General features: G+C 32.3%; 4 protein-coding genes. 2 read left to right on the forward strand and 2 right to left on the reverse strand.

Features of this window, described 5'->3' with window-relative positions; genetic code table 11:
• Positions 1–2,063: UvrD-helicase domain-containing protein (locus tag RMN92_RS10235; RefSeq protein ID WP_309609352.1), on the reverse strand; the 2,063-nt coding region annotated here is incomplete at its 3' end.
• A 195-nt stretch (positions 2,064–2,258) separates the two neighbouring features.
• Between RMN92_RS10235 and RMN92_RS10240 the strand changes: the two genes are divergently transcribed.
• A complete protein-coding gene (locus RMN92_RS10240; RefSeq protein ID WP_309609353.1) occupies positions 2,259–2,780 on the forward strand; it encodes a hypothetical protein in 522 nt (173 codons plus the stop codon).
• A 17-nt stretch (positions 2,781–2,797) separates the two neighbouring features.
• Here the strand turns inward: RMN92_RS10240 and RMN92_RS10245 are convergent, their stop codons facing one another.
• Entirely contained in the window at positions 2,798–4,873 is a 2,076-nt protein-coding gene (locus RMN92_RS10245) for a M1 family metallopeptidase (RefSeq protein WP_309609354.1), read from the reverse strand.
• 115 nt (positions 4,874–4,988) lie between these two features.
• Between RMN92_RS10245 and RMN92_RS10250 the strand changes: the two genes are divergently transcribed.
• The coding region (locus RMN92_RS10250) for an OB-fold nucleic acid binding domain-containing protein (protein WP_309609355.1) at positions 4,989–5,977 on the forward strand (989 nt) is incomplete at its 3' end.

Genomic DNA, 5,977 nt, shown 5'->3' on the forward strand with positions numbered 1-5,977 from the left:
GTTCCAGCAATAGGTTTTGCCAAACGGAGTTTAGATTTGTCCACATCGCCAAAAATATCATGGTCAATCATGGGTTTGTAACGATAGTTTGTTTCTTCTGGAGTTAAATATTCTAGATATTGACCATCAATTTCTTCTATAAAACGAGATGGTTCGCTATCTGTTAATTTTCCCCAACGGTAACGAGATTGCGCATACGTCAAATACGCCTGATGCTCAGCACGAGTAATGGCTACGTAAAACAAGCGGCGTTCTTCTTCTAGTTCGCTTCGAGTACTCATACTCATGGCGCTTGGAAACAAATCTTCCTCCATTCCAACCACGAAAACCGTTGGAAATTCTAGCCCTTTTGCTAAATGTATGGTCATAAGTGCCACACGATCATCATCGGAAGTGTCTTTGTCCAAATCGGTAGCCAGCGCAACATCTTCTAAAAATTCCGATAAAGCGCCACGCGCACCATCAACTTCAATCTGACCTTCGGTAAAATCTTTGATTCCGTTTAATAATTCTTCAATATTTTCAATTCTGGCGATGCCTTCTGGCGTTCCGTCTTTCTTTAATTCTTGAATATATCCGGTTTTTTTTGCCACATGATCGGCAAGATAAAAAGCATCTTGATTTTCATTTATCACTTGAAAACTTTTAATCATCGTTACAAAATCTTGCAACTTATTTTTGGTTCCAGAGTTTAATTTTAAATCAATTTTATCAATAACTTCCATGACTTCAAATATGGAACGTTTGTAATGATTTGCAGCTACAGTCAATTTTTCAACAGTAGTATCGCCTATTCCACGGGCTGGATAATTGATGACACGAATTAATGCTTCTTCATCTTTTGGATTGATGACCAAGCGTAAATAACACAATATATCTTTAATTTCTTTCCTTTGATAAAATGACAATCCTCCATAAATTCTGTACGGAATATCTCGTTTTCGCAACGCATCTTCCATTGCACGTGACTGCGCATTGGTGCGATATAAAATGGCAAACTGACCATTCATCATTTGGTTTGTCATCTTTTGTGTCCAGATTTCACTGGCTACAAAACGACCTTCGTCATTATCCGTTACACTTCGATTTACTTTTATTTTTTGACCAAAGTCATTGGCTGTCCAAACAACCTTATCTAATTTGGTTTTATTTTTATCGATGATTGAATTAGCAGCTTCAACAATATTTTTGGAAGACCGATAATTTTGCTCCAAACGATAGGTTTTTACATTTTCGTAATCTTTCTGAAAATTTAAAATATTATTGATATTGGCTCCACGAAAACCATAAATACTTTGTGCATCATCGCCCACCACACAAATATTCTGAAAACGATCTGACAAGGCACGAACAATTAAATATTGAGAATGATTGGTATCTTGGTACTCATCGACCAAAATGTATCGAAATCTGTCCTGATATTTCATTAAAACTTCAGGAAAACGAGTCAGTAATTCATTGGTTTTCAACAATAAATCATCAAAATCCATGGCGCCAGCTTTGAAGCAACGCTCCACATAATTCTGATAAATTTCGCCCAAACGTGGCTTCTTTGCCATGGCATCAGATTCTTGCAATTCAGGATTATTGAAATAAGCTTTTACGGTAATGAGACTATTTTTGTATGAAGAAATTCTACTAAAAACTTGTTTGGGTTTATAAATATCTTTGTCCAATTGCATTTCCTTAATAATCGCGCCCAATAATCGAACAGAATCTTGCGAATCGTAGATGGTAAAATTGGAAGGATAGCCCAATTTATCAGCTTCCGAACGAAGAATTCTGGCAAAAACGGAGTGAAAAGTTCCCATCCAGAGATTTTTGGCTTCCGAATTCCCTACAATATCGGCAATACGCTTTTTCATTTCGCGTGCTGCTTTATTGGTAAAAGTCAAAGCCAAAATATTAAAAGCATCAACTCCTTGACTCATCAAATTGGCAATACGGACAGTTAAAACACGAGTTTTTCCTGAGCCGGCACCAGCAATAACAATCATTGGTCCGTCTTTTTGTAAAACTGGAGCTTGTTGGGCTTCGTTAAGTTGGGAAATGTATTTTTGCATAATTTATAGAGTAGCAAAGGTTCAGAGTAACGGAGTTAAAAAGTTCTTTACCTTATTCTACAAAAATACGCTTACAAAAGTTGTATTACAATTAATTTTTTAAGTTTATTTGCAGAACAAATTTCAATTACAAAAATCAATAACAAAAATGTCATCCTGAGCCAAGTCGAAGGGTCAATAAATTAATACTTAATAATGGATTATTCAAAAATTTTCGAAATACTGGCTTACACATTACCATCAATAATTACGGGCGGTGTGGCTTATTATTTATTCAATTCTTATTTTAAAGACCAACAACACACACGCCGATGGTTGTTGCAAAAAGAAAATCAGAAAGATTCACTACCATTGCGGTTGCAAGCCTATGAACGTATGGCGTTGTTTTTAGAAAGAATAAATCCGTCAAAATTGTTGATTAGAGTCGCACCAAATTCACAAAATAAAAACGATTACGAAAATTTATTAATATTTAGTATCGAACAAGAATTTGAACACAATTTGACCCAACAAATTTATGTAACTGATGAATGTTGGACCATCATTTTAACGGCCAAAAATACTATCATTCAAAACATTCGCAAAACCAATATGAGCGAAAAAGTGGTTTCAGCTGATAAATTGCGTGAAACTATTTTGAGAGATTTATTGGACAGTGAATCGCCTTGCAATGTAGCTTTGAATTATTTAAAAAAAGAAGTAAGTCAGATAATTTAGAAAATTCGATTATTCGATTATTCTTTTGATAGTTTCTCTAGATTCATTTTTTCTTTTTCGGCCAATTTCGGAATTAAATCTTGAAACAATTTTCTAAATTTTTCATCTTTTATCAACAAACGAATGTTGTCTTTCCCAAACTTCACAAACTGCCATTTGTGGTGCGTGGTTGCATTGACTAATGATTGCAATACTTTTTCATTTTCAGGATTTAAAATCAACAACGCTTCCAGAGCATTTTGACGAATAGAACTGTCAAAATTCACTGAAGTGTAATTTATCAATTCAGACAGAAAATCTAGTTGTTTTCCAGATTCATAATTTGGATTTTTCAGAGCAATTGAAAGCCAATCTATTCGTAAATTTCTATTGTTAAAACCTATCCAATTTTGAGATTGATTTAAATAAACAGAAACATCAGTTGGAAATTGTTGACACAAATTAGTCAATACAATTTCTCGAGTTCTATAAGATTTGTCACCTAGCAATGATTCATATTCGGTTTTAAAATCAAGCGGAACGATTTGCAATGTTTCAGCAACTGCTTGACGAATTTGAACATTATCAGATTGCATTGCCATTTGAAGTAAATCTTTTTTATCTTCAATGGAAACATCAGTTAATTGATAAATGACTTCTTGTTTTATTGGATAAAACGCATTGGATTTTAAAATATTTTCAAATATTAATTTTTTTTCTAAAAAAGGTATTTCCAACATTTTTTGTAAATCAAAAAATTCTTTAATTGATTTGTTTTTACTTAATAATTCAATAGCCACTTGCGTTTCAAAACCCGATTTTTCAAGCCAAACTTTCTTAAAATTCTCAACATCATAATTAGAAAATTTTTTTATTTCTGCTAAAAAATCATTGGTTGTTACATTTTTGAATTGATATTTTTTTAAATATATTTTAACTGCTTTTTGAAATTTTTCATGTCCAATACTTTCGGATAAAACATACAAAGCCCAAGCTCCTTTTTTATAAAACGAAAGGGAACTTGCTTTTTCATTCATTACAGGAATTAAATCTGTTTTTGATGCTTCGGCTAGTTCATTGGCCATTTTGAGCATTTCAAAATTAAAATGGTCTTCGCCAAACAATTCTTTTTCAGCCAAAAGCGAATAATAGGTTGCAAATCCTTCTTGCAACCAATGGTCTTTTCCAGACGTTGCAGTAACCAGATTTCCAAACCATTGATGCGCCAATTCATGCGCATTTACATTGATATAATTTCTATCATTAAATCCAATGTCATCAACCACATAATCCTGAGAGAAAATAGTGGCTGATGTATTTTCCATGCCAGCATATAAAAAATCGTTTACTGGCACTTGTTTATAAATTTTCCAAGGATACTTCACTCCTATTTCTTTTTCCAAAAAATCAAACATTTCTGCAGAATATTTATAGGTCGATTCAAATTTAGTTGCATCATCTGGCTTTAAATACAATTCTATGGGTATGTTAGATTTTGATTTGAAATTTTTTTTATCAAATTTTCCAATAGCAAGCATGACAAGATAGGATGACATTGGCTTTTTCATTTGATATTGCCATGTTTTAAAATCCAAATTTTGATTCACATTGGTTAATTTTCCGTTTGAAATTACTTTAAAATCCTTTTTAAAATTGATTGATAAATTAAAAATAACTTTCTCATTCACATCATCAAAACTAGGCAACCAATGTGAAGTATATTTTCCTTGACCTTGTGTCCAAATTTGCTCTGAGCTTGTCGAAGAGTTATTTTCTCCTATAAAATACAAAGTTTGTTTTGGAGTGACTTTATAACTAAATTTTAAAATATTTTTTCCTTTTTTAAAACCTTCAAAAAGATGTAACTGTTTCCCAGTATTTTTAAATTTAACTTCTTTGTCGTTCAATTTTACTGAAGTGAATTCCATCTTTTGTGCATCAATTTTAATGGTATCTATGATTGACAATACTTTAAAATCATAGGTAACTTCTCCAGAAATTGATTTTTCAATTGCATTTGGAGTTACAATTGCATTCATTTTGATAAAATCAACTTTTTGTATTTCTTGGGCAAAAGAAAAGGTGTTGATTAATAATAATAAAAAATAGCGCATAGTTATTTCACAAAGTTTGACAGAAAATCACAAATATACACAGAGATTTTTAATTTTATGATTTTAAAACTATCTTCGCAATTGGAAATCTTAAATCCAAATTCGTAATTCGTAAATGAACAATTTGCTCGAAACTCCTATAGAATACCTTAAAGGCGTTGGTCCGCAACGTGGTGATTTGTTGCGAAAAGAATTGGGTATTCATAAATATGGTGATTTAGTAAATTTCTTTCCCAACAGATATTTAGACCGAACCAAATATTATAAAATAAACGAACTTCAAAATTCCACCGCAGAAGTTCAAATCATTGGGAAAGTAATTAATATTAAAACTGTCGAATTTGCCAAAGGGAAAAGCCGATTAGTTGCCACTTTTATAGATGATACTGGACAAATGGAATTGGTTTGGTTTCAAGGACAAAAATGGGTTCGCGAAAGCCTACAAATCAATGTTGTATATGTTATTTTTGGGAAGACTACTTCCTTCAATAGTACTTATAACATGGCGCATCCAGAAATGGAATTGCTGTCGGAACATCATCAAAGCATACGTTCGGCGATGCAACCCGTATATCCAAGTACAGAAAAATTGATCAATCGTGGCATTTCGAATAAGGTTGTAAATAAAATGATGCAACAATTATTCTCTGAAACACATACTTTATTTTCAGAAACTTTGCCATCATATTTACTAGAAGAATTGAAGCTGATTTCTAAAAAAGAAGCTTTAGTAAATATTCATTTCCCGAAAAGTACAGAAGCTTTAGCAAAAGCACAGTTTCGATTAAAATTTGAAGAATTATTCTTTATTCAATTGCAATTGATTACCAAAAACCTAATCAGAAAACATAAAATTAAAGGTTTTGCTTTTGATAAAGTGGGAGAAAAATTTACTGATTTTTTTAACAATCATTTACCTTTCAATTTAACAAATGCACAAAAAAAAGTGCTAAAAGAAATTCGAAACGATATGGGTAATCCAGCGCAAATGAACCGATTATTGCAAGGCGATGTGGGTTCAGGAAAAACTATTGTAGCGTTTATGAGTATGCTTTTGGCTATAGACAATGGGTTCCAAGCTTGCTTAATGGCACCAACAGAAAT

The sequence above is a fragment of the Flavobacterium sp. genome (assembly GCF_031363805.1).
In the GTDB taxonomy this organism is placed as follows: domain Bacteria; phylum Bacteroidota; class Bacteroidia; order Flavobacteriales; family Flavobacteriaceae; genus Flavobacterium.

Coding starts and splice junctions, on each gene's coding strand:
- RMN92_RS10240 (WP_309609353.1), top strand. CDS start 2,259: ATGGATTATTCAAAAATTTTCGAAATACTGGCTTACACATTACCATCA.
- RMN92_RS10245 (WP_309609354.1), bottom strand. CDS start 4,873: ATGCGCTATTTTTTATTATTATTAATCAACACCTTTTCTTTTGCCCAA.